The organism is Micromonospora sp. II, from assembly GCF_001709195.1.
Lineage (GTDB): Bacteria > Actinomycetota > Actinomycetes > Mycobacteriales > Micromonosporaceae > Micromonospora > Micromonospora chalcea.
On sequence record NZ_LYXF01000008.1, the window covers coordinates 20271 to 46597 of the forward strand.

At 73.5% G+C, this 26327-nt stretch carries 29 protein-coding genes; 11 read left to right on the forward strand and 18 right to left on the reverse strand.

Annotated features, from left to right (window positions below; translation table 11 throughout):
* Positions 1–15: 15 nt before the first annotated feature.
* Positions 16–1500 carry a sigma-70 family RNA polymerase sigma factor gene (locus A8711_RS04975; RefSeq protein WP_255365595.1) on the reverse strand — a complete coding sequence of 495 codons (1485 nt, stop codon included), beginning with the start codon at positions 1498–1500 and terminating at the stop codon, positions 16–18.
* A 112-nt stretch (positions 1501–1612) separates the two neighbouring features.
* Here A8711_RS04975 and A8711_RS04980 point away from each other — a divergent pair, with 112 nt between their 5' ends.
* Both A8711_RS04980 and A8711_RS04985 read left to right on the forward strand, forming a co-directional pair.
* Complete coding sequence (locus A8711_RS04980) at positions 1613–1921, forward strand: hypothetical protein (RefSeq protein WP_051611207.1); 309 nt, start codon at positions 1613–1615, stop codon at positions 1919–1921.
* Positions 1922–4576: a DUF4132 domain-containing protein gene (locus A8711_RS04985; protein ID WP_069087599.1), complete on the forward strand. Its 2655-nt coding sequence runs from the start codon at positions 1922–1924 to the stop codon at positions 4574–4576. It begins immediately after the preceding gene.
* A 27-nt stretch (positions 4577–4603) separates the two neighbouring features.
* Here the strand turns inward: A8711_RS04985 and A8711_RS04990 are convergent, their stop codons facing one another.
* Positions 4604–6313: a Na+/H+ antiporter gene (locus tag A8711_RS04990; RefSeq protein WP_069087600.1), complete on the reverse strand. Its 1710-nt coding sequence runs from the start codon at positions 6311–6313 to the stop codon at positions 4604–4606.
* Positions 6314–6380: 67 nt separating this feature from the next.
* Here A8711_RS04990 and A8711_RS04995 point away from each other — a divergent pair, with 67 nt between their 5' ends.
* Positions 6381–7118 carry a Clp protease N-terminal domain-containing protein gene (locus A8711_RS04995; protein WP_043326103.1) on the forward strand — a complete coding sequence of 246 codons (738 nt, stop codon included), beginning with the start codon at positions 6381–6383 and terminating at the stop codon, positions 7116–7118.
* A gap of 48 nt (positions 7119–7166) precedes the next feature.
* Here the strand turns inward: A8711_RS04995 and A8711_RS05000 are convergent, their stop codons facing one another.
* From A8711_RS05000 to A8711_RS05015, 4 genes are all read right to left on the reverse strand, one after another.
* Complete coding sequence (locus A8711_RS05000; RefSeq protein ID WP_069087601.1) at positions 7167–7685, reverse strand: hypothetical protein; 519 nt, start codon at positions 7683–7685, stop codon at positions 7167–7169.
* Positions 7686–7793: 108 nt separating this feature from the next.
* The gene (locus A8711_RS05005; protein WP_069087602.1) at positions 7794–8213 is read right to left on the reverse strand and encodes a PIN domain nuclease; all 420 of its coding nucleotides are present in this window, start codon (positions 8211–8213) and stop codon (positions 7794–7796) included.
* Complete coding sequence (locus A8711_RS05010; protein ID WP_043326097.1) at positions 8213–8470, reverse strand: type II toxin-antitoxin system VapB family antitoxin; 258 nt, start codon at positions 8468–8470, stop codon at positions 8213–8215. The genes A8711_RS05005 and A8711_RS05010 overlap by 1 nt, the downstream gene beginning before the upstream one ends.
* Positions 8471–8533: 63 nt before the next feature.
* Entirely contained in the window at positions 8534–8719 is a 186-nt protein-coding gene (locus tag A8711_RS05015; RefSeq protein ID WP_069087647.1) for a DNA repair protein, read from the reverse strand.
* Between the two features lie 228 nt (positions 8720–8947).
* On the opposite strand from A8711_RS05015, the gene A8711_RS05020 reads away from it, so the two are divergent.
* The gene (locus A8711_RS05020; RefSeq protein WP_069087603.1) at positions 8948–9613 is read left to right on the forward strand and encodes a GNAT family N-acetyltransferase; all 666 of its coding nucleotides are present in this window, start codon (positions 8948–8950) and stop codon (positions 9611–9613) included.
* 174 nt (positions 9614–9787) lie between these two features.
* Here A8711_RS05020 and A8711_RS05025 read toward each other — a convergent pair whose 3' ends face one another.
* The 4 genes from A8711_RS05025 to A8711_RS05040 all read right to left on the reverse strand — a co-directional run bounded on the left by A8711_RS05025 (position 9788) and on the right by A8711_RS05040 (position 12879).
* The gene (locus A8711_RS05025; RefSeq protein ID WP_043326093.1) at positions 9788–10489 is read right to left on the reverse strand and encodes a TetR family transcriptional regulator; all 702 of its coding nucleotides are present in this window, start codon (positions 10487–10489) and stop codon (positions 9788–9790) included.
* Positions 10428–10910, reverse strand: a complete 483-nt coding sequence (locus A8711_RS05030; RefSeq protein WP_043326091.1) for a thiol-disulfide oxidoreductase DCC family protein — start codon at positions 10908–10910, stop codon at positions 10428–10430. The genes A8711_RS05025 and A8711_RS05030 overlap by 62 nt, the downstream gene beginning before the upstream one ends.
* On the reverse strand, positions 10907–11344 hold the full coding sequence (locus tag A8711_RS05035; RefSeq protein ID WP_043326089.1) for a hypothetical protein: 438 nt from the start codon (positions 11342–11344) through the stop codon (positions 10907–10909). Before A8711_RS05035 ends, A8711_RS05030 begins: the two co-directional genes overlap by 4 nt.
* Positions 11345–11427: 83 nt before the next feature.
* Complete coding sequence (locus tag A8711_RS05040) at positions 11428–12879, reverse strand: glycoside hydrolase family 3 protein (protein ID WP_069087604.1); 1452 nt, start codon at positions 12877–12879, stop codon at positions 11428–11430.
* Between the two features lie 124 nt (positions 12880–13003).
* On the opposite strand from A8711_RS05040, the gene A8711_RS05045 reads away from it, so the two are divergent.
* Positions 13004–14209: an ROK family transcriptional regulator gene (locus tag A8711_RS05045; RefSeq protein WP_069087605.1), complete on the forward strand. Its 1206-nt coding sequence runs from the start codon at positions 13004–13006 to the stop codon at positions 14207–14209.
* A gap of 85 nt (positions 14210–14294) precedes the next feature.
* Here the strand turns inward: A8711_RS05045 and A8711_RS05050 are convergent, their stop codons facing one another.
* Together A8711_RS05050 and A8711_RS05055 are read right to left on the reverse strand one after the other, a co-directional pair.
* The gene (locus tag A8711_RS05050; protein WP_043326085.1) at positions 14295–15305 is read right to left on the reverse strand and encodes an ABC transporter permease subunit; all 1011 of its coding nucleotides are present in this window, start codon (positions 15303–15305) and stop codon (positions 14295–14297) included.
* Entirely contained in the window at positions 15302–16312 is a 1011-nt protein-coding gene (locus A8711_RS05055; protein WP_043326083.1) for an ABC transporter ATP-binding protein, read from the reverse strand. Before A8711_RS05055 ends, A8711_RS05050 begins: the two co-directional genes overlap by 4 nt.
* A gap of 132 nt (positions 16313–16444) precedes the next feature.
* On the opposite strand from A8711_RS05055, the gene A8711_RS05060 reads away from it, so the two are divergent.
* Together A8711_RS05060 and A8711_RS05065 are read left to right on the forward strand one after the other, a co-directional pair.
* Positions 16445–17284, forward strand: coding sequence for an ABC transporter ATP-binding protein (locus tag A8711_RS05060; protein WP_064446967.1), 840 nt, complete (start codon positions 16445–16447; stop codon positions 17282–17284).
* A gap of 17 nt (positions 17285–17301) precedes the next feature.
* Positions 17302–18198 carry a ribokinase gene (locus tag A8711_RS05065; protein ID WP_069087606.1) on the forward strand — a complete coding sequence of 299 codons (897 nt, stop codon included), beginning with the start codon at positions 17302–17304 and terminating at the stop codon, positions 18196–18198.
* 45 nt (positions 18199–18243) lie between these two features.
* On the opposite strand, the gene A8711_RS05070 is transcribed toward A8711_RS05065, so the two are convergent.
* Positions 18244–19008 (reverse strand): hypothetical protein, encoded by a 765-nt coding sequence (locus A8711_RS05070; protein ID WP_064446969.1) that lies wholly within the window; start codon positions 19006–19008, stop codon positions 18244–18246.
* A 94-nt stretch (positions 19009–19102) separates the two neighbouring features.
* Here A8711_RS05070 and A8711_RS05075 point away from each other — a divergent pair, with 94 nt between their 5' ends.
* Positions 19103–20578, forward strand: a complete 1476-nt coding sequence (locus tag A8711_RS05075; RefSeq protein WP_069087607.1) for an alpha/beta hydrolase — start codon at positions 19103–19105, stop codon at positions 20576–20578.
* A gap of 15 nt (positions 20579–20593) precedes the next feature.
* Here the strand turns inward: A8711_RS05075 and A8711_RS05080 are convergent, their stop codons facing one another.
* On the reverse strand, positions 20594–21076 hold the full coding sequence (locus A8711_RS05080; RefSeq protein ID WP_064446971.1) for a DUF6232 family protein: 483 nt from the start codon (positions 21074–21076) through the stop codon (positions 20594–20596).
* A gap of 88 nt (positions 21077–21164) precedes the next feature.
* Positions 21165–21728 (reverse strand): DUF6232 family protein, encoded by a 564-nt coding sequence (locus A8711_RS05085; RefSeq protein ID WP_069087608.1) that lies wholly within the window; start codon positions 21726–21728, stop codon positions 21165–21167.
* A 131-nt stretch (positions 21729–21859) separates the two neighbouring features.
* Here A8711_RS05085 and A8711_RS05090 point away from each other — a divergent pair, with 131 nt between their 5' ends.
* Both A8711_RS05090 and A8711_RS05095 read left to right on the forward strand, forming a co-directional pair.
* Positions 21860–22633 (forward strand): enoyl-CoA hydratase-related protein, encoded by a 774-nt coding sequence (locus A8711_RS05090; protein WP_043326074.1) that lies wholly within the window; start codon positions 21860–21862, stop codon positions 22631–22633.
* A gap of 70 nt (positions 22634–22703) precedes the next feature.
* Positions 22704–24326 (forward strand): acetolactate synthase, encoded by a 1623-nt coding sequence (locus tag A8711_RS05095; RefSeq protein ID WP_043326072.1) that lies wholly within the window; start codon positions 22704–22706, stop codon positions 24324–24326.
* A gap of 55 nt (positions 24327–24381) precedes the next feature.
* On the opposite strand, the gene A8711_RS05100 is transcribed toward A8711_RS05095, so the two are convergent.
* The 3 genes from A8711_RS05100 to A8711_RS05110 are packed head-to-tail and all read right to left on the reverse strand — an operon-like array spanning position 24382 to position 25486.
* Entirely contained in the window at positions 24382–24777 is a 396-nt protein-coding gene (locus A8711_RS05100) for a PLD nuclease N-terminal domain-containing protein (protein WP_043326070.1), read from the reverse strand.
* A gap of 26 nt (positions 24778–24803) precedes the next feature.
* Positions 24804–25103: a DUF202 domain-containing protein gene (locus tag A8711_RS05105; RefSeq protein WP_030500921.1), complete on the reverse strand. Its 300-nt coding sequence runs from the start codon at positions 25101–25103 to the stop codon at positions 24804–24806.
* Positions 25100–25486, reverse strand: coding sequence for a YidH family protein (locus A8711_RS05110; protein WP_030500920.1), 387 nt, complete (start codon positions 25484–25486; stop codon positions 25100–25102). The genes A8711_RS05105 and A8711_RS05110 overlap by 4 nt, the downstream gene beginning before the upstream one ends.
* A 41-nt stretch (positions 25487–25527) precedes the next feature.
* Between A8711_RS05110 and A8711_RS05115 the strand changes: the two genes are divergently transcribed.
* Positions 25528–26325: a GNAT family N-acetyltransferase gene (locus A8711_RS05115; RefSeq protein ID WP_030500919.1), complete on the forward strand. Its 798-nt coding sequence runs from the start codon at positions 25528–25530 to the stop codon at positions 26323–26325.
* Positions 26326–26327: the final 2 nt, after the last annotated feature.

Here is a 26327-nt window from a genome sequence, read left to right on the forward strand (position 1 = left end):
AGCGTAGCGACCGCCTCAGTAGTCGATGTTGATGGCGGCGACCTGGCGGCTGCCGTTGAACACGATCGCCGGTCCGGCGAAGCGGGAGCTGGCGTACGTCAACGCCGTCTTGTGGCCCGGACTGTTGAACCACGCCTCGATCATCTGCTCCGGCGAGGAGTTGCCCGACGAGGCGAACAGCACCTCGTGCCCGCAGTGCTGCAACCCGCTCGCGTTCAGGTTCCGCCGTACGCAGGACTCCGCCTCCCGGTGTTGCGCCGCGCCCAGCTTGACCTCGGTCAGCCCGAGCGCGCGACGCCGCTCGTTGAGCAGCACCAGCAGCCGCCGTTCCGCTGCTGACAAGCCGTTGGACGTGGCGGTGGACTTGACCGGCGACGGGGTCGGCTTTGGCGACTTGCTGGGCTTCGCCGACCGGCTCGGGGTGGGGCTCGGGAGGGCGGCGGTCGGGGAAGCGGCGGTCGGGGAGGGTGTGAGCGCGGGAGCGGTGGTCGCGGTCGCGGGCTGCGAGGCCGCCACGCTCGTCGGCTGCTGCTTCGATCCGCTCGGGTAGTTGGCAAGGATCAGACCACCCCCGCCGAGCACGGCAACGGCCGCGGCGACGCCGACCAGGGTCTTGGACAACGAGAGCCCGGACCTCGCTCCGGCCGCCACGGCGTGCGTACCGGCCGGGGCGACGGGCGACACGGAGGCGACGGCGTGCAGCTTCTGCGTGACGTCCGAGGCGAGTGCGGCCGGGGGCGGCGTGAGCGCCAGGCCGGCGAGCAGTCGTTCGGCGGGCACCAGGTCGTTCGTCGCGTCCGGGCAGTGCGCGCAGTCCCGGAGATGCCGCGCGAACCGCTTGCGCCACAGCGGCGCCGGCTGACCGTTCCAGCCCGACGCGGTGTCGCGCAGGCCGGCGCAGCCGGGCCGCGCGGTGAGGGCTCGCACCACCAGCCGGGCGGTGTCCAGTTGCGCCTTCATCCGGGACACCCGCACGGTCACGTGATGTGGCTCCAGGCGCAGGGCGTCGACCAGGTCGGCGCGGGTGAGGTGACCGGCCTCGACCAGCCACCACAGGGACAGCAGGTGGCGGTGGTCGTCGTCCAGCCAGCGCGTGGCCAGCACGACCTCGCGGCGCTGGTCGGCGAGGCGGAGCTGGGTCAGGGTCAGGTCCTCGAAGTCCGCGCGCGGGTCGATCACGTTGTCGATGTCCTCCGGCGGCGCCGGTGTGGTGGGCCGGCGCTGCGTGTGGGTGCGGATCTCGTTCATGGTGACGGCGACCAGCCACGACCGGAACAGCCGCGGCTCGCGGACGCCCGGCAGGCCGCGTACGACGCTCAGCATCGTGTTCTGCACCACGTCGTCGACGTCGGCCGACCGGTTCAGCGCCCGGCCCACGATGTTGTAGACCAGCGGCAGAGAGTGCGTGACCACCTCGTCCGTCGCCGCCCGGTCGCCGCGGCGCGCCGCGTCCACCACCGCCGACATGTCGGCCCTGTTCGGGTACGCGGGATAGGACACGCTCACAACCTCGCCTTCACGGAATGATCTCGTACACCGTGGAGACTGTCCGGTACGCGGTCAGGTCACACAAAATGCTGAGGTGTCGGAGGGAAGCGTTACCTTCTCCGCCATGCCATTGATCACAGTCACCGACGAGGTGGTCGGAGCTCCGGGCGGGCCCGCGTGGACCATTGAGGTCTTCGAGGAGACGCTGCCCCTCGCCGAGTTGATCCGCCGTCGGGTTTCCCTCGAGATCGCCGAGTCCGGCGCGGACGCCGATCCCGAGGAGCGGACGCGGATGACACTCGACGCGTTCGGCCGCAACGCCTTCGTGGTGCTCGTCGACGACCACCAGGTCACCGACCTGGACGAGAAGGTCCGCCTGCACGCGGGATCGCGCGTCACCTTCCTCAAGCTCGTCCCGCTGGTGGGTGGCTGAGTGGACACGTACGACCCCGAGTCGGCCCTGCGCGATGTGGTCGCCACCGTCAAGAGGTGGTGCGAGCGGAGCGGCCAGACCCTCAACGAGCCTGGTCAGCGGGAATCCATCAGCCTGGTGGTGACCGTGTGCGGCTGGGCGCCGGCCGGGACGGTTCCGTCGCTGCTCGCGGCACTGAACGATCCGCACGGGCCGTACGATCTCGCTCCGCCGCTGGTCGAGCTGCTACCGGAGGCGACCCGGCAGGCGCAGACGGTCGCCGCCGCCGTGGCCGACCTGGCCGGTGACGACGCGGATCACGACCGCCGTGTCACCGCTGCGTCGACACTGATCGACCGCCTGCCGTCGCTGCCGTACGCGCACGAGGACCCGCGGGACCGGGCCCGGGGCGAAGCGTGGCGCCGCACGAAGGAACTCCTGGCCGCACAACCGGCGCCGGTACGGCAGGTGGTGTTCGACGCGTTGGCCGTGCCGGGCTCGGGCAAGGACGGGTGGGCCACGCTGATCCGTGCCGTGTGTTCCGGCGGCGGCCTCGACGGCTCGGCCTGGCTCGGCCGGCTGAGTACTCAGGCCTGGCTGGGATTCAACTACTGGAGCTCCCATCTCACGCGGTTCACCTGGGAGGCCATCCAGGCGGAGGCCGCGGCCGGGCGGGTGAACCCGGCGGCGCTGGCGACCTGGCGTCGGACCGGGATCGAGCGCTCGCTGAGCTACATCAGCGACGAGGCCGACCGGATGTGGCCGATCCCCAACGTCGGTGAGCAGTGGGCCGACCGCGTCGTAGCGGACATCGAGGCGATGCCGGCGGACCGTAGGTCGGCCTGGGAGGCGCTGCTGGCGCACTGCCCGGTCGAGGCGGACAAGGCGAAGCCGACGGCCGCCTGGCGCAAGCAGGCCCGGTCGCTGCTCGACGCGGTGGGCGTCGACGAGTTCACCGCCCGGCTCGACGACTGGCTCCCGCTCGTCGGGCAGTCCCGCAGCCTGCCACTGCGCATGACCACGTGCTGCGCCGGCCACATCAAGGACATGCCACCACGGATGATCGACCGCTACAACGTCAGGCTGCTGTGGGGCCTGCTCTGGATGCGGACGATGTGCCCGCCGTCCGAAGAGACCCTGCGCAGCTTCGGCCAGATCGCGGAACGGGCCGCCCGCAAGATCTCCGGCCACGGCCCGGCGAGCCCGAAGCTGGCGAACGCCGCGGTCGCGGCGCTCGTCGACACCGATCACCCGGCCGCGCTCGCCCAGCTGGCGCGGTTGTCCTCGCGGCTGACCTACAAGAGCACCCTGCGCCTGGTGGAGAAGGGGTTGACCCGGCACGCCGAGGCGCTCGGTGTCAGCCGGGAGGACGTCGAGGAGATGGCCCTGCCCGGCTTCGGGCTGCCGCTCGCGGACAAGCTGGGCGACTGTTCGTACGAGCTGGAGGTGCGCGGTGTCGACGCCGTAGTGATGTGGCGCAACGCGGACGGCAAGGTGGTCAGGACGCCTCCGGCGCAGGTGCGCAGGGAGCACGGCGACGAGGTGAAGGAGCTGAAGGCGACTGTCGCCGACGTCGCCGCGACGCTCGTCGCCACCCGCGACCGGCTGGAAGGGCTGCTGCGGCGCGACCGTTCGTGGACCGTCGAGCAGTGGCGCGAACGGCTCCTGGACCATCCGCTGGCCCGTACGCTGGCCCGGCGGCTCGTCTGGACGGTCGACGGCGTCGCCTGCTGCTGGGCCGGTGAGGTGTTGCGCACAGTGGACGACACCGTGTTCGAGCCGGCCGACGACGCGACGGTCCGGTTGTGGCATCCGGTGCTCGACCCCGACGCGGTGGGGCCGTGGCGGGAGTTCCTGACCCGGCACGCGATCACCCAGCCGTTCAAGCAGGCGCACCGGGAGCAGTATCTGCTCACCGACGCGGAGCGGGCCACTGGCGTGTACTCCAACCGGTTCGCCGCGCACATCGTGCGTCAGCACCGGCTCAACGCGCTGCTGTCCCGGCGTGGCTGGTCGTACGTCCAGCACCGCAACGACGGGGCGTCCTACAACCTGCCCTGGCTTGCCCTCCCGGACTGGGGGCTGCGCGTCGAACTGGGTGTCGCCGGGATCGAGCACCGGGACGACGACCTCGTGTTCGACACGATGGGAACCGACCAGCTGTTCTTCATCCGGGGCGAGCGCCTGCCGGTTCCGCTGGCGCAGGTTCCGCCGGTCGTGCTGAGCGAGGTGATGCGCGACGTCGACCTGTTCGTGGCCGCGGCCGGGGTGGGCGCCGACCCGAACTGGTACGACGGTGGGCCGGAGGGCCGGTATCGCGACTACTGGGCGCAGAACAGCTTCGGCGAGCTGAACCCGACCGGCCGGACGCGCCGGGACGTGCTGGCGGAGCTGATCCCCCGGCTGGCGATCGCCGGTCGCTGCACGCTCACCGACAGGTTCCTGGAGGTACGCGGCGACCTGCACACGTACCGCATCCACTGCGGCTCGGGCAACATCCTGATCGCCCCGGACGAGCGGTACCTGTGCGTCATCCCGGACTCGGCGAAGGCGAAGGAGCCGGAGATGTTCCTGCCGTTCGAGGGTGACAGCCGGCTCGGCGAGATCATCAGCAAGGCGTTGCTGCTGGCCGCCGACAAGAAGATCAAGGATCCGGTGATCCTGCGCCAGCTGTGAGGCGGCCGGCGGGCACCGGGCCCGTAGTCAGCCCGGCGCCCGTTTCGGCAGCAGCAGCTCCTCGTGGTCGAGTTCGCGTTCCAGCACCCGCAGTCCCTCGTCCGGCAGCCGGCCGGAGTCGCGCCACCGCAGCAACTCCTCGCGCTGTGCCTCCAGCGCGGTCCGGTGGACCCGCAGCGCCGTCTCGTACTCGGGTGAGGTGGGCAGCTCCGACGATCCGCTCTGCTGGAGCAGGTCGAGCCGCCCCCGGTAGCGGGCCAGCCGGGTCAGCAACTGGGCGCGTGTGGTGTCGACCGCCACCCGCGTGTCCGGTTCCTCGGCGGCGACGGTGTCGAGGCGGGCCAGGGCGGCCTCGACGGCGGCGGAGCGGGCCTCGTTGCGTACCCGGGCCTGGTCTGCCTCGTCGGCGCGCAGGCCGAGCATCCGCACGAGCGGCGCGAACGTCAGGCCCTGCCCGACCAGCGTCACCAGGACCACCACGAAGGTGCAGAACAGCAGCAGGTCGCGGTCGGGGAACGGGTCTCCGCTGTTGGTGGTGAGCGGCAGCGTGAAGATGGCGGCCAGACTGATCACGCCCCGGGTGCCGGACCAGCTCAGCGCCACCACCTCGCGTGCGGTCAGTCCGCGGGCGTTGCGGTCGGCTCGCCCGGTTCGCCGCGCCGCGCCGGGCGGGTCGGTGTCGTCCTGTTCGGCGACGCCGCCCAGCCGGGTGTGCAGCGACCGGGGGAGCCACTGGGTGAGGATCAGCCAGGCCGGGCGCAGGAGCAGGACCACGCCGACGGACACGGCGACGGCGACGGCGATGGTGGACGTCTCGTACTGGCGCAGGCCCCGCACGACGGCGGGGAGTTGCTGCCCGATGAGCAGGAAGACGAAGCCTTCGAGCAGGAAGTCGACGAGCCGCCACACGGCGTTGGTCTGGAGGCGGGCCGCCCCGGACCCGAACTGCGGCGTCTGGTGGCCGACGATCAGGCCGGCGACCACCACTGCGAGTACGCCGGAGACGTGCAGCGCCTCGCCGAGCAGGTACGCCACGAACGGTGTCGCGAGCGAGATGGCGTTGGACAGCAGCGGGTCCGCGGTGAGCGGCCGGACCAGCCGTTTGGCCCGGGCGACGACGACACCCACGGCGATTCCGCCGGCCGCCGCGAGCACGAACTGCCCGACCGCTGCGTGGAACGAGAACTCGCCGCCCACGGCGGCGGCCACCGCGACGCTGAGCATGGTCAGCGCGGTGGCGTCGTTCAGCAGCCCTTCGCCCTGGATGATCGTGACCATCTTCGGCGGCAGGTTGACCCGGCGGCCCACGGCCAGGGCGGCGACCGGGTCGGGCGGGGCGACGGCGGCGCCGACCGCGATGCCGGCGGCCAGGGTCGCGCCGGCGACGAACAGGTGGAACCCGACGCCGACGAGCAGTCCGGTGAGGAGCACCAGCAGCACCGAGAGGCTGACCACGATCCGCAGGTTGCGCCGGATGTCCAGCAGGGACGAGTCGAGCGCGGCGCTGTAGAGCAGCGGCGGCAGCACGACCATGAGCACGAGGTCGGGATCGAGGCCGATGTTGGGGCCGGGGAGCAGCGCGTACGCGATGCCGATGAGCGGCAGGAGCGCGGCGGCGGGCAGGCCGGTGCGGGAGGCCACCCACCGTACGGCGATGACGACCGCGACGGCGGCGAGCACGAACAGCAGTGTCGAATGGGTGCTCACCCCGGTCGACACTACCGGGATCGAGATCATCGCGCGATGGGAAAGGGGCCGTCAACCGAGGGTTGACGCATCCGCATCGTCAACCTATGGTTGACGCATGGAGGAGACGGAACCGCACAAGATGACCCACCCGGTACGCCTCGACGACCTCATCGACGGCATCAAGAAGGCACACACCGACGCGCTCGACCAACTGGCCGACGCCGTCCTCGTCGCCGACCACCTGGGCGACGTCGCCGATCACCTGATCGGGCACTTCGTCGACCAGGCGCGCCGCTCCGGCGCGTCGTGGACGGAGATCGGCCGCAGTATGGGCGTGAGCAAGCAGGCCGCCCAGAAGCGTTCCGCGGCCAAGGCGGAGACCGCCGCCGCGCTCGACCCGAACTCCGGGTTCGGCCGGTTCACCCCGCGCGCCCGCAACGTGGTGCTGGCCTCGCAGGAGGAGGCGCGGGCGGCCGGCAACGCCGAGATCACCCCGGGGCACGTCGCGCTCGGGCTGCTCGCCGAGCCGGAAGGGCTGGCCGCCGCCGCGATCGTGGCGCAGGGCGTACCCCTGGAGCGGCTGCGGGAGGTCGTCACCGCGACGCTGCCGGCGAAGGCCGGCCAGGTCCCGGACCTGATCCCCTACGACGCGCGGGCCAAAAAGGTCCTGGAGCTGACGTTCCGGGAGGCGCTGCGGATGGGACACAACTACATCGGTACGGAGCACATCCTGCTCGCCCTGCTGGAGGAGGAGGGCGGCGACGGTGTGCTGACCGGACTCGGGCTGCGCAAGGACGCGCTGGAGTCGGCGTTCGAGGCGGCGCTGGCCGAGATCACCCGAAAAGGGGCCTGACACCGGGCCGGGCACGCGCCACGGGGGCGCGTGCCCGGCCCGCGTGTGTCAGTCGGCGGTGGGGAACCCGTAGCGGGCCGCGTGCTCCGGGTCGGCCGGGTCGACCTGGCGGATGCCGGCGTCGGCGAGGCGCTTGTTCACCTCGTCCAGGCGTTCCCGGACCAGCCGGGCCTCCTCCTCGGTGACGCGGCCGCGGTGCGGGCGCCCGGCGTGCTCGATGGTGCCGTAGTCGATCTTCTCGGTGGCGCGGCGTGCCTTGGGCGGCTTGACCCGCTCGGCGGTACGCAGCAGTTGCGCCATCGGCACGTCGGTGGCCATCGCGTCGAACTCGCTGGCGGTCAGCACCACCCGGCGCGGCTCGCCGTGGCCGTGCCGGTCGTGGATCTCCACCACCGCGACGTCCAGTGCCGCGTCGTCGATGCTCTCCACGTCGACCGGGGTGGCGTCCAGTTGCACGGGCCCGGCGACCAGGTCCGGGTGCTCCAGTACGACGACCTTGACCACCTCGTCGTCGGGGCTCAGCACCTGGCCGGTGAAGTCGGAGACGTGGATCGTCTTCTTGCCCATGCGCGGAGCTTCTCCTGTCGTAGGCCGGAAATCGGACCACAAGACGCTACCGCACAGGTGTGCGAAGACCGGTACGCCCGCCCGGCCGGTGTGTCGCCGCCCGCGTTCCTAGAGGCTGCCTTTCGGGGCGACCCACTCGGTGGGCTGGTGGGTGAGCGCGGCGATCCGGTCGTAGTCGGCGTCGTAGTGCAGCACCGTGGCACCGTGCAGCTCGGCGGTCGCCGCGATGATCAGATCAGGCAGCCGAAAGTTGCGGTGCTGGCTCTCGGCGGCCAGTAGGCGGTGCACCGCCATGGCGCGGTCCATCGCCTCGGCGGTGACATCCAGCCAGCGGTGTCCCCGGAGCGCCTGCCACAGGATCTCGTATCCCTTCGGTGTGGGGGCGTTGTTCAGATATTCCAGCGAGGTCATCTGGCACGCGGCGAGGCGCCCTTCTGCCAGCAGCGTCTCGAAGTGCTTCCGGACGGCCTGGTGCCGAGCCTGAAGCACGTACACCGACGTGTCCGCCAGGTAGACCTGGCCGGCCATCAGGCCGCGGCCTCGCCGTCGCGGGCGTCCTCGGCGAGCCGGCTCAAGTCGCGCCCACCGCCGTAACGCCAGCCCTCGTCCGACTCGGCGAAGTCCATCTCGACCTGATCGAACGCGGCGACGATCTCCTTCGCCTGCCGCCGGACGGCGAAGGCGTGCAACGCGGCGTTGATGGTGGCGACCTTGGTGTCGGTGCCCAGCACCTCGCGGGCGGACTCCAGCCACTCATCGTTGACGTCCACCGTGATGCGGGTCATGCGTTCGACCGTACACCAGGAAGTGCTGGATCTGCGCACCAAGCTGCGCTTGAAATTGGTGCGTCAGGCGGCCGCCGACCCGCGCCAGGCGGCGGCGCCCGATGGTTGCGCGTTCAGCTCGGCCCAGGAGAGCCCCCGGTTGCGGGCTTCGCGGTACGCCCGCTGCGCCGGGAAGCGTCCGGCGTCGCGGGCGGCCCGCCAGTTCCGCTCCGGGTCCTGCTGGAATCGGTCATTCGGTTCGTGAGGCATGACCACTACCGTCCCAGAGAAACTTGTCCATGTATGGAAATGAATATGACGCAGGGTCGATGCCTCGGGTTCCCGTGAAGCGTCAGATTCCTGCGGCCTCCGGCGGGACACACATCGTCATCCGTCGCTGGCGTGCCGCACCACTACCCGTCCGCCGCGTGTCTCAACCCCCGTGGGATCAGTTGATTACGCGAGCACGGGCGGTCCGGCCCGGCGTACCATGATCACGTGCTCGACCGGCGGGTCTTCCTCCATCTGGCGACCTGGCTGGGACAGTGGCCGGCGGGCCCGGGACTGCACGTGGTGCGGTCCCACCGCCGCGCCCGTCCGGCCTGGGACGGCCGCCTGCGCCCGGCCCTCGCGGTGACCGCCCACGGCAGCACCGTCCTCTCGGTCGCCGTCGATCGGGTGGAGGCGGTCCGGGCGCTGGTCCGGGGACGGCCGCCCGGCGAGTGGCTGCCCGCCCTCCCGGCGGCGGTCGGCACGCCCGACTTCATCTCGCACACGTCCGTCTTCCGCTGGTGCGCCGACCCGGCGCCGCTGCCCGAGGTGGGGGAGTGGGTGCCGCCCACGCTGCCCGGGCTGCCGCCGTGGCTGCGGCTGTTCGACCGGGAGGTGCTCGTGGTCCGGGGCGCCGACGGCGCGTACCGGGCCGGGGTGGGGATCAAGCGGCACGACTCGTACGGGCACGAGCTGGCGGTGGGCACGGTGCCAGCCGCGCGCGGGCGCGGCCTGGCCCGGCGGCTGGTCGCGCAGGCGGCGCGCCGGGTGCTGGACGAGGGAGCGATTCCCACCTACCTGCACGACCCGGGCAACGCGGTGTCCGGCCGGGTGGCCGAGGCGGCCGGCTTCCCGGATCGCGGCTTCACCGCGTTCGGCGTGTTCCCCCGCTGAGCCGGCCCGGCTCGGCGCGGACCGTGGATCCCGGGCCGGATCCACGGTCCGCAGCTCTCCCCCAGGCCCCGACACCGGTAACGCTATGTGTATTACCGACCGTGAACAAGGGGTGTGTTGCTGTCCGGTTGCGGACTCTCACCTGCGAAATCGCTGGCAGGTGCGCGGGCGAGGTCAGTGACGCAGCGTATGGATGAGGGCGAGCGCCTGCCGGGTGGCCGGCCGCAGCACGCGCAGCCGGGACAGCCCCACCAGCCGGTCCACGAGCGGCACCACGCCGTCGATGAGCTGGCGGGTCTTGACCTGCCCGTCCGAGCGGTCGTGCACCCAGTAGAGCACCACACCCATGTAGCCGAGCCAGAGCAGCTCGGGCAGCGCCTCGCGCAGCTCGTCGTCGAGCTTGACAGTGGACCCGGTGAGGGCCTCGCGGAACAGCGCTATCGACATGTCCCGCGGCTCCGACGACTCGGCGGAGAACGGGCTGAGCGGCGAGGTCGGCTCGGCCGCCGTCTTGAAGAAGGCGCCCGCGAACGCGTGGTACGGGCTCAGCACGTCGATGCCCGCGTGCAGCACCCCGGCCAGCCGCGCGGCGAACTCCCGCTCCCGGGCGAGCACCGGGCCGGCCGCCTCCCGGTGATCGCGCTGGGTGCCCGCGTAGAACTCCTGGACCAGGTGCTCCTTGGAGCCGAAGTAGTAGTAGGCGTTGCCCACCGCCACGCCGGCCTCCTGGGCGACCGCCCGCATGGTGGTGCGCGCGTACCCGCGCTCGCGGAACAGCCGCATCGCGGTGTCCAGGATCAACTGGCGGGTCTGCTCACCCCGGGCCGTCGACCCCTGCCCACCCGCAGCGGTCGTCGGCGCACTCTGCTCGGTCATCGTCGTCACCGTATCCCGGTTCCCGGATCCGTTCGCGGACCGCGGAGGCCGCCGCCACCACCCGCCGGGCCAGCGGCAGCAGGTGCGGGCGGGCCAGCCGCTCGGCCGTACCCCGATGCTCGGCGAGCGCCCAGAGGCAGGCGAACCAGGCGCCGTCGCCGCTGTAGACCGCGCCCGTGTCGGCCACCACCGTCAGGTCCCGCAACGTCGCGTCGTGGTCGAGGCCGGGGAAGCGCCGCCGGGCCTCGGCGGACCCGGCCGGCACGAACTCCAGGGGTACGAGCTGGGGCCGCGAGGCGAGCCACCGCCGGGCGCCCCGGCACATCGGGCAGCCCGCGTCGAACAGGACGGTGAACCCGCGGATCCCACCGGCCCCGTGCCCGGTGGGATCCGACGGGCGCCCGCCCGGGGCGGACGTCACCGGGCCGGCGGGTTCGGGCCGCCTGCCGGTACAGGCCCACCCTGCGGCGGGAGGATACGGACCGGCGGCAGCGGCGGGTGGGTGGCCTGCTGCCGCAGGCGGCCGCGCCGGTAGCGGCCGAGCGCGAAGACGTTGAAGAAGTGCAGCGCGCCCAGTACCAGCAGGACCAGGCCCACCTTCATGGAGAGCTGCTCCAGCGCCTGGCTGGTGTCGCCGACCGGGCCGGACTCCTTCATCGCCACCGTGACGTAGCCGAGGTTGAGCAGGTAGAAGCCGACCACGAGCAGGCTGTTGACCGCCTCGGCCAGCCGGCTGTCGGCGAACACGTCCTGCAGGAACACCAACCCGTTGCGGGACAGTGCCCGGGCCACCCAGATGGTCAGACCGATGCTGACCGCCAGGTAGGCCAGGTACATCCAGACCTTCACGTCCATCCCCGTCGCCTCTCTTGAACGTGTTCAAATCAAGGACGCCCTGAGCGTACGACAGATTTTGAACGTGTTCAAGAGTGATGCGGTCAGCCGGTCAGGCCCAGCGTCTGCGCGGCGGCGCGGCCGTTGGCGTGGCTGGCGCCATGGGTGGCGACGAACGCGCGCGCGCCAGCCGGCCGCCACGCGCCCGGCCAGCCCATCTCGACCACTGTCACCTGATGCGTGGCGGCCAGCGCCTCGACCAGCTCCCGCGCGCCGGGCAGCCGGTGCAGGTGCCGCCCGACCAGCACGACCGGCCGGTCCCCGGCGAGCCGCCGCAGCTTCTCCGGGTCGGTCTCGCCCGCCACCGCGCGGGCCTGCTCGATCCCGGCGGCCAGGTGCGGGCCGAGCCCCCACGGCACCCGCCCCTCGGCGACGGTGGAGGTGGCGTGCACCTGCACCACCAGGGGTGCGGCGGCGCGGGTGAGGTCGCCCTCGACCCGTACCGCCCGCAGCGCGGCGGCGTAGCCGAGGCCGTCGGTGGCGGGCGGCGGGGCGTCGGCGGGGCTGGTGGCGGCGAGCGCGACGGTCCGGCCGGCCGCCTCCTCGACCCGCTCGCGCGCCAGCCGCCCGTCGCCGATCGCCGCGACGATCTCGGCGGCGACCGACTCGACCAGCTCGGCGTCGACCCGGGCGCCGATGCAGAGCAGGTCCGCGCCGGCCGCCAGCGCCCGGACCGCGCCCGTGCCGACCCCGCCGGCGGCGAGCACCGCGCCCTTCATCTCCAGCGCGTCGGTGACTACCGCGCCGGTGAAGCCGTACTCGACGCGCAGCAGGTCGTGCAGGACTGCGCGGCTGAACGTGGCCGGGCCGTCGCCGGTCAGCGCCGGCACCCGGATGTGCGCGGTCATCACCGCGCGGACGCCCGCGTCGACCACCGCGGCGAACGGCGGCAGGTCCCGTTCCCGCAGGACGGCCGGCGGCACGTCGACTGTGGGCAGCTCGTGGTGGGAGTCGGCGACTGTGGCGCCGTGCCCGGGGAAGTGCTTGGCGCAGGCGGCCACGCCCGTCGACTGGAGGCCGGCGACGGCGGCGGCCGAGTGGACCGCCACCCGCTTCGGGTCGGCGCCGAACGAGCGGGTGCCGATGACCGGGTTCTCGTCGGCGGTGTTCACGTCGACGGTGGGCGCCAGGTCGAGCGTGACGCCGAGCGCGGCCAGCTCGGCGCCGATCGCCGCGTACACCTCGCGGGTCAGCGCGGGGTCGTCGACGGTGCCGAGCGCGGCGTTGCCCGGGTACGGGCTGCCGGTGGCGTGGGCCAGCCGGGTGACGTCGCCGCCCTCCTCGTCGATCGCGACGATCACGTCGGGGCGGCCGGCGCGCAGTGCCGCCGTGGACGCCGCGACCTGGGCCGGGTCGTGGATGTTGGTGCCGAACAGGGTGTGCCCGGCGAGCCCGTCGGCGAGCAGGTCGACCGCCCAGTCCGGCGGGACCGGACCCGGGTACGCGGCCAGCAGCGTGCCCAGCGCGAGCCGCCGGAGTCCTGGATCCTGACCCACGAGTATCCCCTTTCCCTGCCGGGTCGTCCGACCTTCGCGGATCGGGGCGGCCGATACGCTAACGGACGCCCCTCGGCAGGCGTTTTGTGGTTAGAAAACTTTACTGAAAATTGAGGACGACGGCATGAGTGCGACCCGGCTGCCCGGTACCCCCCGACTCCTGCGGGCGCTCAACGATCGTGCGGCGCTGGAGCTGCTGCTCGAACGCGGCCCGCTGACCCGGGCCCGGATCGGTGAGCTGACCGGGCTGTCCAAGGTCACCGCGTCCCAGCTCGTCGAACGGCTGGAGGAGCGCGGCCTGGTCGCCCGGGTCGGCGAGCAGGCCGGCGGGCGGGGCCCGAACGCCCAGCTCTACGCCGTCCGGCCGGGCAGCGCGTACGTGGTGGGTGTGGACGTCGGCGCGGAGCGGGTGGTGGCGGCCTGCGCCGACATCACCGGCACGGTGGCCGGCCGGGTCGAGCAGTCCACGAAGGACACCGACGACCCGGTCGGGGTGGTGCACAACGCGGTGGTCCAGGCGGCCAGCAGCGCCGGGGCGGAGCTGTCCGCCGTCCGGCGCGTCGTGCTCGGCACCCCCGGCCTGGTGGACCCGCAGACCGGTGACATCACCTTCGCGTTCAACCTGCCGCGCTGGCACAGCGGCCTGCTCGCCGCGCTGCGCGAGGACCTGGACACCCCGGTCGTGTTCGAGAACGACGTGAACCTCGCCGCGGTGGCCGAGGCGCAGTCCGGCGCGGCCCAGGGCACTTCCGACTTCGTGCTGGTCTGGGTGGACGCCGGCGTCGGCCTGGCGATCATGCTGGGCGGGCGGCTGCACCACGGCAGCAGCGGCGCGGCCGGCGAGATCGGCTACCTGCCGGTGCCCGGCGCGCCCATCCCGCGCGACGTGTCCAAGCGGGCCAAGCCGGCATTCCAGCAGCTCGTCGGCGCCGACGCGGTACGCGCGGTGGCCGCCGAGCACGGCTTCGCCACTCCGAAGGCGGCGGAGCAGGGCGTCGCGGCGGCCCGGGCGGCCGAGGTGGTACGCGCGGCGATCGCGGCCGGCACCGCCGGTGGGCCGATGCTGGACGAGCTGGCCCGCCGGCTGGCGCTCGGCGTGGCGAGTACCTGCGTGGTGCTGGACCCGCCGCTGGTGGTGCTCGCCGGCGCGGTCGGGCAGGCGGGCGGGGCGGCGCTGGCCGAGCGGGTGCAGCACGAGGTCGCCGCGATCACGCTCGTCCGGCCCCGGGTGGTGACCACCGGGCTGACCGAGGAGCCGATCCTGCGCGGCGCGCTGCGTACCGCGCTGGACGCGGTGCGCGACGAGGTGTTCGGCTCGACGGTCGGCTGACCGCGTCGTGCGCCCTGACGCCATGTGAAGGAATCCTTCATCATGGCGTCAGGGTTCGCAAGGAGTTGCCGGGCCTGCCCTTCCGTCACATCAGGTCGCGGCGGCGGAACACCGTGAACGCCGCGGCCACCAGCGCGCCGGTGAGCCCGAGCAGCACCACCAGACCCGACGGCCAGGTCACCGTGTACGAGCCGTCGCAGTAGCCGGAGATCCCGGGGCCGCAGGCGTTGCCGTCCCAGAGCCGCACCTCACCGGAGAGCCAGGCCGCCAGATAGCTGGACAGCATGTACCGGTCCGGCCGGCCCACCTGGAGGATCTGGAACACCAGCCGTGCCCCCAGCTCCCACACCACCACGTACGCGGCCACCGCGCCGAGCGCCGCCGACGTCAGCCGGCCCAGCGTGGCGACGGCGAAGCCGAGCGCCGCGGCGAGCAGCACCAGCACCAGGCCGCGCCCCCAGATCGCGGCGAGCGACGGCCAGAAGTCGCCGCCGGTCCGCCCCACCAGACCGGACGCCTGGCCGATCAACCAGAACGCCCCGAGGTACGCCACCGAGGCCAGCACCGACAGGCCGACCAGCCCGCCCAGCAGCGTGCCCAGCTTCGCGGCGAGCACCGTCGACCGCCGGGGCCGCCACAGCAGCAGGTTGACCACCCCGCCCGAGTTCAGGTCGGCCCCGATGTACGAGGCGCCGACCAGGAACCCGAACAGCGTCAGGAACGCGATCAGGAAGTAGAGCAGCGGCTCGGCCTCCTTGGCGAAGACGAAGACACCGCTGAGGTAGTCGGCCGCGGTCGGCAGCTCGTCGAGCTGGGCCGGGTCGATCTGGGCGCAGTCGCGCGGCAGGTAGTCGTTCTCGGCCGGCGGGAGCGAGCCCTCCCGGATCCGCAGGCAGCGGTCGTACGTCATCTCCATCTCGCGGACGCTCTCCGCCGCCTGCGCCTGCGCGCGGCTCAGCTCCGCCGGGCTGGGCCGGTGCGAACCGGCGAGGGTGGTCACCACCGTCACCGCGAAGGCGGCAGCCAGCAGCACCACCATGAGCTGCACGAAGCGCCGGGCGGCCAGCCGCTCCAGCTCGGCACGGACCAGGTTCACGCGTCCACCTCCCGGCTCTCCCGGACGTCGAGGTCGATCACTCCGTCGCTCGGCGGCGCGCCGTCGACCTGCCGCGGCACCTCCACGCCCATGTGCTCGTGGTCGCCGGTCAGTTCCAGGAAGACGCTTTCCAGGTCCGGCCGCAGCGGGACCAGTTCGCGTACCCACACGCCCTGCTCGCCGAGCGTCCGGCTGATCGTCTCCGGATCCTCCACGCCGGTCACCACCAGGTGGTCCGGCCCGGCCGTCACCGACAGACCGGCCCGGCCCAGCAGGTCACCGGCCTGCTCCGGGTCGGCCACCCGCACCCGCCACTGGTGCTGGTCGAAGCCGGCCAGCACCTCCTCCACCGGCCCGTACGCGACCCGCCGCCCCCGGCTGACGATCGTCACGTGGTCGCAGATCAACTGGATCTCGGCCAGGATGTGACTGGAGAGCAGCACCGTCACCCCGGCCTCGGCGAGCGACCGGGTCAGGTCGCGCATCTCCCGGATGCCGGCCGGGTCCAGCCCGTTCGCCGGCTCGTCMAGGATCAGCAGCTCCGGGTTCTTCAGCAGGGCCGAGGCGACCGCCAGCCGCTGCTTCATGCCCAGCGAGTAGCCCTTGACCCGCTCGTGGCCCCGGTCCCGCAGCCCGACCTGCTCCAGCACCTCGTCCACCCGGACGGTCGGCACGCCACCGGCCACGGCCAGCAGCCGCAGCGTCCGGTGCGCGGTGAAGTTGGCGAAGAACTGCGGGCTCTCCACGATCGCGCCGACCCGGCCGGCCACGTCCGGCAGGCGCTCGGGTGAATCGGCGCCCAGCACGCGCATCCGCCCGGCGTCCGGCCGGACCAGCCCGAGCAGCGCACGCAGCGTGGTGGTCTTGCCGGACCCGTTCGGCCCCAGGAAACCGTGCACCTGACCCGCCTCGACCAGCATGTCGAAGCCGTCGACGGCGACCCGCCGCCCCTGGCGCAGCGAGTGGAACGTCTTGCGGAGGCCGGCGATCTCGATGACCGCGCTCATCCGCGCGCCTTCCGGCAGCGGTCGGGCATGGGTGTCCTTCCGGAAGCGGTGACCAACGACACGGCGCCCCACCCTATGGTGGCGACGCCTCCCGTGGGGGGCACCGTGCCGGATGCGTGATTGGATGGTGCGGTGACTGGTGACCTGATCCCCGGCGCCCCGGGCGCCCCCGCCCCCTCGACCGTGGACGCGGATCTGGTGGTCAGCCTCGACGGGGTCGGCGTCAAGCGTTCCGGCACGGCGCTGGTGCACGACGTCGACTGGCGGGTCGAGCTGGACGAACGGTGGGTGGTGCTCGGGCCGAACGGCGCGGGCAAGACGACACTGCTCAACCTGGCCTCCGGCCGGCTGTACCCGACCAACGGCGTCGCCCACGTGCTCGGCGAGCGCATCGGCCGCACCGACGTCAACGAGCTGCGTACCCGCATCGGCCTGTCCACCGCGACGCTCGCCGAGCGGATCCCCGCCGACGAGCGCGTCACCGACGTGGTGGTGACCGCCGCCTGGTCGGTGGTGGGCCGCTGGCGGGAGAGCTACGACCGCACCGACGAGGCGCGCGCCGCCGCGCTGCTGCGCCAGCTCGGTGTCGGGCACCTCGCCGACCGCGCGTACGGCACGCTGTCCGAGGGCGAACGCAAGCGGGTGCAGATCGCCCGCGCCCTGATGACCGACCCGGAGCTGCTGCTGCTCGACGAGCCGGCCGCCGGGCTCGACCTGGGCGCGCGCGAGGACCTGGTGGCCCGGCTGGCCGAGCTGGCGTACGACCCGGACGCGCCGGCGATGGTGCTGGTCACCCATCACGTCGAGGAGATCCCGCCGGGCTTCACGCACGCGCTGCTGCTGCGCGAGGGCGGCGTGGTGGCGCAGGGCCTGCTCGGCGACGTGCTCACCGCCGACAACCTGTCGAAGACGTTCGGCCTGCCGCTGGTGGTCACGCGGTCCGGCGACCGCTGGGCCGCCCGCGCCGCCTGAGCGACGGGACGGACACCGTGCCGCAGACCCGGATCGCCGTCGTCGGCAGCGCCAACATGGACCTGGTCGGCATCGGCGCCGCGCTGCCCCGGCCGGGTGAGACGGTGCTGGGCAGCGACTTCGTCATGCTGCCCGGCGGCAAGGGCGCCAACCAGGCGGTCGCCGCGGTACGCGCCGGCGCCTCCTGCGTCTTCCTCGGCGCGATCGGCTCGGACTCGTTCGGCGTGACGCTGCGGGCCAGGATGACAGCGGCCGGCGTGGACACCGGCCACCTGCGGGTGGTCTACGGCCCGTCCGGCGTCGCCCTGGTCATGGTCGGTGGCGCGGGGGAGAACGCCATCCTGGTCACGCCGGGCGCGAACGCCGCGTTCACGTCGCCGACCGCCGACGAGCTTTCCGCCGTACGCGATGCGGACGTGCTGGTCGCGCAGCTGGAGGTGCCGGTCGAGACGGTGACCGAGGCGGCGCTCGCGGCCCGGTCGGCGGGCACCCGGGTGGTGCTCAACGCCGCGCCGGCCCGGCCGGTGCCGGCCGAGCTGCTGGCGGCCACCGACCTGCTCGTGGTGAACGAGCCGGAGGCGCAGGCGCTGACCGGTCGCGGCCGGGACGAGCCGGCGGCGCTGCTGGATCTGGTGCCCCGGGCGGTGCTCACGCTCGGCGGCGACGGCGCCTGGTACGTCGACCGGGAGCGGCCGGCGACGCACGTGCCGGCGGTGCCGGTGGACGTGGTCGACTCGACCGCCGCCGGCGACGCGTTCACCGCGGCGCTCGCCGTGGCCTGGGGTGAGGGGCGGGACCTGGCCGACGCGGTGCGCTGGGCGGCGGCCGCCGGTGCGGCGTGCGTACGCAAGCTCGGCGCCTCGGTTGCGCTGCCGCACCGCGCGGAGATCGACGAGCTGTTCGCCGACTGTTAAGAAGGGCCCCTTTCACTACCGGAGGCGTTAACAAGGGGCCCTTCCTTACACCTCGTCGGTGAGGCGTTCGCCGCGGCGGCGCAGCATGCCGAGCCCGGGGATGCCGGCGACCGCGAGCTTGAGGTCGCGGGTGACGTCCAGCAGGTCGTGCAGGTCCGGGCCGACCCGGTCCAGCGTGGCCAGGATCGGCAGCACGTCCGAGGTGAGGTGGTCCTTGAGCTTCGGCAACTCGTCCACGAGGCGGATCGCTGCGGTCACCTCCTCCGGGCTGAGCTGCTCCACGAAACGCGCCGCCATCGGCGCGGCCCGGCGCAGCGTCGACTCGTACGCGGCCAGCAGCTCGTTCGCGACGCCGGTGGCCTTCTCGGCGGTGGCGAGGGTGCCCGCCGCCCGCGCGGTCACCGTCTCCGCCTCGGTGACCACACCGGCCGCGCTGCGGGCCACCCGGTCCGCCTCGCCGACCACGGTGGCCGCCGCCGCGGAGACCCGCTGCGCCTCGCCGACCACCACCGTCGCGGCGGCGGCCACCTCGGTCGCCGTGTCGATCGCCGCGGTCGCGGCGGCACTGATCACCGCCACCTCGCGGACCGCCGTCTCGGCGTCGGCCAGCACCCGGTCGGTGCGGTCGAGCGTGCCCTCGATCCGGTCCACCACTCCGTCGATCCGCCGGACCAGCGCCTCCACCTGGTCGAGGACGGCGAAGGCGCGAGCGGGTACCGAGGCCATCGTGGCGGCGGAGCCGAGCGCCTGGTCCACTGCGGTACGGGTGAGGCCGAGCAGGGCGCCGGGCCGGGGGAGAGGGATCGCCATGGCATCCAGTGTGCGGCGTCGCGGCCAGTGCCGCCCGGCGGCAGCCGGGCGGCGAAGGTCACGCCGGGCCGCCGACGCGGCGTAGGGTGCCGGCATGCCCACCCCCGGCCCGGCGTCGCGGCGAACGCTCGCCTGCGGCGTGGTCGCGCTGCTCGCCGTCGTCCTCGGCGCCCTGCTCCTGGTCCGCGCCGACGCCGGGCTGAGCACCGCGCGGGCGACGGTGGCCGGGGTGCCGCTGACCGAGGTACGTGCCGACGGCGGGGCCGGTGACCTGCGGCCCGGGGTGGTGATCGCGCACGGCTTCGCCGGGTCGGCCCGGCTGATGCGGCCGCTGGCCGACTCGGTGGCCCGCCAGGGCGGCGTCGCGGTGCTGCTCGACTTCGCCGGGCACGGCGCCAGTGGGTCCCGGCTGCCCGGCGCCGGGCGGGACGACGAACGCGCCCGGGCGCGGCTGCGGCACGACCTGGACGTGGCGGTCGGGTGGCTGCGCGGGCGTCCCGGCGTCGACAGGGACCGGATCGTCCTGGTCGGGCACTCGATGGGCGCCGGCGCTGTCGTCCGGTACGCGGTGGCGCATCCGGAGATCGACCGGACGGTGGCGATCTCGCTGCCCGACGGCGGTGACGTGCCGGCCGGCTGGCCGGGGAACCTGACGCTGGTGGTGGGCGGGCTGGAGTTCGCCGGCTTCCGCCAGGCCGTCGACGAGGCGACCCGGGACGCGCCAGCAGGTTCCCGGACGCGGGTGGTGGCGCCCGGCGTCGAGCACGTGTCGGTGCTGTTCGCGCCGCGTACCCACGCCGCGGTGCTCGACGCGCTCCCGGGCCGTACCGGCGGGCCGGAGCCGTCCCCGCTGACCCGACCGGGCGGCGCCGGGCTGCTGCTGGCCGGGCTCGCGCTGGGTTTCGTGCCGCTTGCGGCGCTGCTGCCGCGCCGGGCGCGGCCGGGCGCGGGCGGTCCGCGTACCGGCTGGTGGCTGGCTGCGACGGTGCCGGCGGCCGGGCTGGGCGCGGTGTTCGCCGCGCTGCTGCCGACCACCCGCCTGCCGCTCGCCGTGGGGGGATACGTCGCCGTGTTCCTGCTGCTCACCGGCGTGCTGCTGGCCGCCGCGGCACGCTACGCGCGCCCCGGTGGGACACCGCCGACCGCGAGCGGCGTCCGGTCCGCGGTGGTCGCTGTCGCGTTCCTCGGGTACGCGGTGCTCGCCGTCGCGCTGCCGCTTCATCTCGGGCTCACCTCGACCGTGCCGGTCGGGGCCCGGTGTTGGCTGCTGCCCCTGGTGGCGTTCTGCTGCCTGGTGTTCCTGCTCGGCGCCGAGCGGCTCGCGGGCGGCGACGGCCTCCGCTACGCGGCCACCGGCGGCATCGCCGTGCTGGTGCTGGCCGCCGCGGCGGTGCTCGGCCTGGCGCCCGGGTTCGTGCTGCTGGTGGTGCCGCTGTTCGCCGCGCTGGTGGCCTGGCAGGCGGCCTGGGCCGCGGTGTTGCGCCGCCGGGCCGCGCCGTGGTGGCTGGCGCCGCTGCTCGGGGCGGTGCTGCTGGCCTGGCCGATCGCTACCACGCTGCCGCTGGCCTGACTGGCGCCGGTCGGCTCAGCGCCGGTCGGTCTGCTGTTCCACGGCACGTTGCACGGCCCGGTAGATCTGCCCGAACCGCAGCGCGTCGGGCGTGCGGACCAGCATCGTCTCCCGGCCGTGGTGCTGCACCCACAGTTCGTGCACCCGGTTGCCGCGCTCGTAGGAGCGGTCCAGCCAGCCGAGCGGCACCTCCAGGAACGGAGTGAGCGCCAGGCCGATCACCACGAACGCGGCCAGGATGATCAGGGCCAGTTTCCACTCGCCCCGGTCCTGCGCCGACCAGGCGAGGGAGAGCACGCAGACCACGGCGACCAGTGGTGGCAGCGACAGCAGCAGGACCAGCACCCCGCGTCCCAGCACCCGTCCCCGGACCGCGAGGGTGGTGGCGCCGCGCTCGTGCCAGACGTACGTGACGTCGGCGAGCGCGACGACCCGACCACCCGCGTGGATCGCGTCCGAGGTGACCTGCACCGCGTCGTCCCGGTAATAGAGGGCCATAAATCAGCCTAACCGCGTGTGTCGACACCGGACGGTCGGGCGTCGGTAGGGTGACGGTATGGCGGGCGGGGCCGGGCGAGCAGGATACCTACGGCCTGTTGCGCGGGCTGGGCCTGCTGCCGGACGAGCCGATCACGTTCTGACCCGTCGCGGCAGGACCGGTCGCGGCAGGGTCGGCCGCGGGACGACCGGGCGCGGCCGGCAGGCTCTCCATGGCCCGCTGCACCGCCCGGTAGATCTGGCCGAAGCGCATCGCGTCCCGGGTGTGCAGCAGCCGCACCGGACGACCCCGCCAGTCGGCCCACATCTCCATCTCCCGGCTGCCCCGGGCGTAGGAGCGGTCCAGGTACTCGAAGAGGAAGTCGGCCACCGGCCCGACGGCCAGGCCGATCAGCACCGAGATCCCGACGATGGCGATGGTGACCACCGCCGAGCGTTGCAGCCACACGGCCAGCCCGATACCCAGCACGGCGGTGACCAGCGGCCCGGCGATCGCGGCCCCGATCGCGCCGCGCCCGGCGAGCACCCGCCACGAGCGTTCGCCCCGCCGGTGCCACACGGTGGTGAGTTCGGCGAGCGGGTAGGTGCGCCCGTTCACCCGTACCGTGGTGGAGGTGACCTGGACGGACCGGTCGTCGAAGTAGGTGATCATGACCTCACTCCCGGTGGCGGGGCGGCGGTGACTCCGGCGGCTACCTGGGGAGTCGCCGACACCACACTGTCTACCCCAACGAGGCGAGCCGTAAGGTTGGCACGCGACTTCGACGAGGAAGTGAGGGCAGCGTGGGCGAGTTCGTCAAGCTGGAATCCAAGGACGGCATCGGCACCATCCGGCTGGAGCGGCCGCCGATGAACGCGCTCAACACCCAGGTGCAGGAGGAGTTGCGCGCCGCCGCGGCGGCGGCCACCGCCGACGCCGAGGTCCGCGCCGTCATCGTGTACGGCGGCGAGAAGGTCTTCGCGGCCGGTGCGGATATCAAGGAGATGGCCGACATGTCCTACGTGGACATGGCGGAGCGCGCGGCCGACCTGTCCAGCGCGCTCGGCGCGATCTCCCGTATCCCCAAGCCGGTCGTGGCCGCGATCACCGGGTACGCGCTCGGCGGCGGCTGCGAGCTGGCGCTGGCCTGCGACTGGCGGATCGTGGCCGAGGACGCCAAGCTCGGCCAGCCGGAGATCAAGCTCGGCATCATCCCGGGCGCGGGCGGCACGCAGCGGCTGGCCCGCCTGGTCGGCCCGGCCCGCGCCAAGGACCTGATCATGACGGGTCGGATGGTCGACGCCGCCGAGGCGCTGCGGATCGGCCTGGCCGACCAGGTGGTGCCCGCCGCGGAGGTCTACGACGCCGCGGTGGCGTACGTGAAGCCGTTCCTGACCGGGCCGGCGCAGGCGCTGCGGGCGGCGAAGGCGGCCGTCGACGCGGGTCTGGACATGGACCTCACCTCGGGCCTGGCCTGGGAGAGTCAGCTCTTCGCGGCGCTGTTCGCCACCGACGACCGGCGCGAGGGCATGACCGCGTTCGTGGAGAAGCGCAAGCCGGGCTTCACCGGCCGCTGACGCGAGAGCTGTTCACATCTGCTGTACCGGCCAGTAACGTGACCCCGGTCGGTCGATGAAGGGGAATGGCATGACGGAACGGGTCGAGGGCCACGGCGGCGATCTGGCGCTCGCGGCACTGCGCGCGCACGGCGTACGGGAGATGTTCACGCTCTCCGGCGGGCACGTCTTCCCGCTCTACGACGCCGCCCACAAGGCGGGCTTCCCCCTCTACGACGTGCGGCACGAGCAGTCCGCCGTGTTCGCCGCCGAGGCGGTGGCCAAGCTCCAGCGCCGCCCCGGCCTGGCCGTGCTCACCGCCGGCCCCGGCGTCACCAACGGCGTCTCCGGCCTGACCAGCGCGTTCTTCAACGCCTCGCCGGTGCTGGTGCTCGGCGGGCGGGCCCCGCAGTTCCGCTGGGGCTCGGGCAGCCTCCAGGAGATGGACCACCTGCCGCTGGTCGCGCCGGTGACCAAGCACGCCGAGACGGTGTTCAGCGCCGACGACATCCCGCGCGCGGTGTCGGCGGCGCTGACCACCGCGCTCACCCCGCACCGCGGCCCGGTGTTCCTGGACTTCCCGCTGGAGGCGGTCTTCTCGGTCGGTGACGCCGACCTGCCGGCGGTCACGCCGCCGGCGCCGATCGAGCCGGACCCGGACGAGGTCGCGAAGGCGGCCCGCCTGATCGCCGGCGCGTCCCGGCCGGTGATCATCGCCGGCTCCGACGTGTACGCGGGCGACGCCGTCGAGGCGCTGCGTGCCGCCGCCGAGTCGCTGCGGGTGCCGGTGTTCACGAACGGGATGGGCCGGGGCGCGCTGCCGCCGGAGCACCCGCTCGCGTTCGCCAAGGCCCGCCGGGTCGCGCTCAAGGGCGCCGACGTGGTCGTGGTGATCGGCACCCCGCTGGACTTCCGGCTCTCCTTCGGCGACTTCGGCGACGCCCAGGTCGTGCACGTGGTGGACGCGCCCAGCCAGCGGGCCGGGCACGTGCAGCCGGCCGCCGCGCCCGCCGGTGACCTGCGGCTGATCCTCGGCGCGTTCGCCGACCACACCGGTGACCGGGCCGACCACGCCGACTGGATCGCCGAGCTGCGTACCGCCGAGGACGCGGCGAAGGCCCGCGACGCCGAGGAGATGGCCGCCGAGAGCGACCCGATCCGCCCGGCCCGGATCTACGGCGAGCTGCGCAAGGTGCTCGCCCCGGACGCCGTCACCATCGGCGACGGCGGCGACTTCGTGTCGTACGCCGGGCGTTACCTGGAGCCGGCCCAGCCCGGCACCTGGCTCGACCCCGGCCCGTACGGGTGCCTCGGCACCGGCATGGGCTACGCGATGGGCGCCCGGATCAGCCACCCGGACCGGCAGATCTGCGTGCTGATGGGCGACGGCGCGGCCGGCTTCTCGCTGATGGACGTGGAGTCGCTGGTCCGGCAGAAGCTGCCGGTGGTGATCGTGGTCGGCAACAACGGCATCTGGGGGCTGGAGAAGCACCCGATGCGGGCGATGTACGGCTACGACGTGGCCGCCGACCTCCAGCCCGGGCTGCGCTACGACAAGGTGGTCGAGGCGCTCGGCGGCGGGGGCGAGACGGTGGAGAAGGCGGCCGACCTCGGGCCCGCGCTGGGGCGCGCGTTCGACTCGGGCGTGCCGTACCTGGTGAACGTGCTGACCGACCCGGCTGACGCGTACCCCCGGTCGTCGAACCTGGCCTGACCGCGGCGCGTGCGGGCCGTCCGCCGGGTGACCGGCGGGCGGCCCGCGGCGCGTGTCAGACCTCGGGGCGGTCCCGGTCGTCCGGGCGGCGCAGCTCCTCCTCGCGGCGGCGCAGGTCCTCCTCCCACAGCCGCAGCCGTTCCTGGTCCTCGCGGCGGGACCGCTCGTCGAGCGAGGCGAGGAACTCCGGGTCGTCGTCCGGGGCGAGCGGGCGACCGGCCGGGGCGGCGGGCCGGGCCGCGCCGGTGACGCCGGTGGTTCCGGCCGGGCGCTCGCGGCCCACCAGGAACCAGGCGATCGAGCCGACCAGCGGGAAGAACAGAATGATCAGCACCCAGATCATCCGGGGCAGCGCCTTGACCTTCTCCTCGTCGGCGGAGAGGCAACTGATCAGCGCGACGACCGCGAGGACGACCTGAACCAGGAAGAGCAGCACGTAGAGGCGGGCCATGCCCCATGATGGCTCACCCGCGCACGTCAGCGCACCCCGCCCAGCACGTGCGCCACGCCGAGCACCGCAAGTCCGGCCGCCCCGATCGCGGTCAGCGGCACCGACCAGCTGTCGAACCGCCGCGGCCCTGCGCCGGTGGCCCGGTGCCACGTCACCACGAGCACGGCGAGCCAGACCAGGAGCGCTGCTCCGGTCAGCAGCGCGTCGAGGACCCGGCCGGTGAACGCCAGCCGGAGCTGCAGCAGCAGCACCGCGGTCAGCGTGAGCAGCGTCCGCCGCCAGGCCAGCCGGGTACGTTCGGGTTGCAGGCCGGGGTCGCGGGTCATCCCGCGCCACCCAGCAGCACGGCGGCCACCAGCAGCAGCGCGCCGATCGCGACGATCAGCGCCAGCACGGCCGGGAAGCGGGACGCGGGCAGTTCCTCGTCCAGCCGCATGGCCCGTTCGGTGCGCGCCCAGTGGTCGACCGCCCGGATCGAGACGGTCGCGCCGAGCAGCAGCAGCGCGATCGCGAGCGCCTCGCGCAGGTGGGCCAGGCGCAGCGGCGGGAGGAACTGCGCCGCGGCGAGCCCGCCCGCCACCAGCGCCAGGCCGGTACGCAGCCAGGCCAGGAACGTCCGTTCGTTCGCCAGCGAGAAGCGGTAGTCCGGCGGGTTGCCGACCGAACGCAGCTCACGCGGGTCGAACCAGTTCTTGATCGACTCCCACACGCTGCCGATTATCCGCTTTGCCCCGCGCCTAGCCTGGGGGGATGACCGATCTTGACGCGCGTGAGCTGCGCGCCGCCTACGACGCACAGATCCGACCGGAGCTGCCGGACCCGCTGCCGGACGGGGTGACGGTGGAGCGCGACGGCCCGCTGTTCCGCGTGCTCGGCCTCGACCACCGCGGCTTCCTCACCTACCGGACGCTGGACGGCCTGGCCGGCGCCGAGCTGGACGCGCTGATCGCCCGGCAGGTCGAGGTCTTCCGGGCCCGGGGCGAGTCGGTCGAGTGGAAGCTCGCCGGTCACGACGAGCCGGCCGACCTGGGCGACCGGCTGCGCGCCGCCGGCTTCGTGCCGGAGGACCAGGAGACCGTGGTGGTCGGGCCGGTCGCGCCGCTCGCCGCCGCCGTTCCGGTGCTCCCCGAGGGGGTACGCCTGCGCGAGGTCACCAGCCGGGCCGACCTGGAGCGCATCGCCGCCATGGAGGAGGAGGTCTGGCGGGAGGACCGCAGCCACCTGGTGTACGGGCTGGCCCGGGAGATCGAGGCCGATCCGCAGTCGATCACGATCGTGGTGGCCGAGGCCGGGGAGACGGTGGTCAGCGCCGGCTGGATCCGCTACCAGCGCGGCACCGGCTTCGCCAGCCTCTGGGGCGGCTCGACGCTGCCGCAGTGGCGAAAGAAGGGCATCTACCGGGCGCTCGTGGCGTACCGGGCGCGGCTGGCGCAGCAGCGCGGCAAGACGCTGCTGCAGGTGGACTGCTCGCCGGACAGCCGGCCCATCCTGGAGCGGCTCGGACTCGTTGCGGTCACCACCTCCACGCCGTACGTCTACACTCCGTGATC